Annotated in this window: 1 protein-coding gene and 1 pseudogene; one reads left to right on the top strand and one right to left on the bottom strand. The window is 29.6% G+C overall.

Features of this window, described 5'->3' with window-relative positions:
• Nucleotides 1–12 precede the first annotated feature (12 nt).
• Nucleotides 13–393, bottom strand: coding sequence for a hypothetical protein (locus DN408_RS31150; RefSeq protein ID WP_078178898.1), 381 nt, complete (start codon nucleotides 391–393; stop codon nucleotides 13–15).
• Nucleotides 394–714: 321 nt separating this feature from the next.
• Here DN408_RS31150 and DN408_RS31145 point away from each other — a divergent pair.
• A pseudogene (locus tag DN408_RS31145) lies at nucleotides 715–1,247 on the top strand (GrpB family protein).
• Nucleotides 1,248–1,375: the final 128 nt, after the last annotated feature.

Here is a 1,375-nt window from a genome sequence, read left to right as displayed (position 1 = left end):
CGAAAGCGGAAGTTACTTTTTAGATTGTAGTTTAAAGGTTTCTGTTTTATCATTCCAACTCATAGTAATCTTTATTACATCATTTTTATTAGTTATGGTACAACCTCCACAAATTATTTTAGTTTTAATAGAGTTTTGATCTAGTGGAACATGTCCGTCCCCTTTTCGACTACCATCAGTTTCATATTTATATTCAATATTACCTTTAATTTCTGAAGGATCCCCTTTATAAATTAGAGTAAGTTCACTTGCTTCATTATTTTCATCATATGTATAGCCTTGGTACGTACCCATCCAATTTTCACTCTCACCTTTAAGGGTAAACCACTTATCATTAGAACAAGCTCCTAATATAAGGATTATTAAAACAAACAGGAATTTTATTTGTCTCATCGAATCCTCCTATGTATCTTATTTTCATTACCTTATATTCCTATTTTACTGTATTAAATTTATAGTGAGTACTAAAAAATTAATGAATATTAAATACATCCCTAGTCAACATAACGTCTCATTATCAACAGTCAACGATGCATAAAATTTTCGTTATGGGGGGAATTAAAAATATTAGGTTGATGGGCATGTGGCTGTACCCCTATAAAGGAACGTCATATCCAGACTTATTCAACTAAAGGGTGCTAGTTAGTTCGAGAAGGATTAAACCGTGAATCATAGAATTAATTTAATAATCTCTAATGTTGGAAGGAGAAAAGAATGGAATTAGGATTAAAAAAAGATGAAGTAAAAGTAGTTCCATACACTGCTGATTGGGGTACAGAATTTTTAAAAGTAAAAAAGGAAATACACCAATGTACAGATATTAGTAAAAATCGTATTGAACATATCGGTAGTACAGCAATCAAAGATATGCTAGCAAAACCCATTTTGGACATATTAGTAGCAGTAGATGATTTATGTATATTAAATCCGTCCATTATAAAGGGGCTAAAGAGCATTGGATTCCTTCGTTTAAGAGTAGAAAGACCTAATGAAATTATATTTGCGAAATTTACAGATAACACTTATGAAAAAAAACGCATTATATTCACCTTGTAGAATTTGAAAAAGAGCAATGGAAAAACTTAATTTTTTTTAGAGATTATTTAAATACAAATGAAAATGCACGTAAAGAATATATAAACATAAAATTGGATTATTTAAAGAGGCATTCTACGGGGATAAATGAATATACCGAACACAAGGAGAATTTTGTGAAAAGCATATTTAAAAAAAGAATAGATAACTAAGTTATTGAATTGCGTTTAAAATAAGCTGTTCAACATATTGTACATGACTAATATGTTAAACAGCTTATTTTCATGTTTTTTTTAATATTAGGTCTTGGGGTACCTCCACATTAAAAACACGCTAAGAA

The organism is Bacillus sp. AR13-1, from assembly GCF_008042285.1.
Taxonomy (GTDB): domain Bacteria; phylum Bacillota; class Bacilli; order Bacillales; family Bacillaceae_G; genus Bacillus_A; species Bacillus_A mycoides.
This window is presented reverse-complemented; position numbering and strand designations above follow the sequence as displayed.

Excerpts from the sequence above, each read along its gene's own strand:
- DN408_RS31150 (WP_078178898.1), bottom strand. The coding sequence starts at position 393 with ATGAGACAAATAAAATTCCTGTTTGTTTTAATAATCCTTATATTAGGA.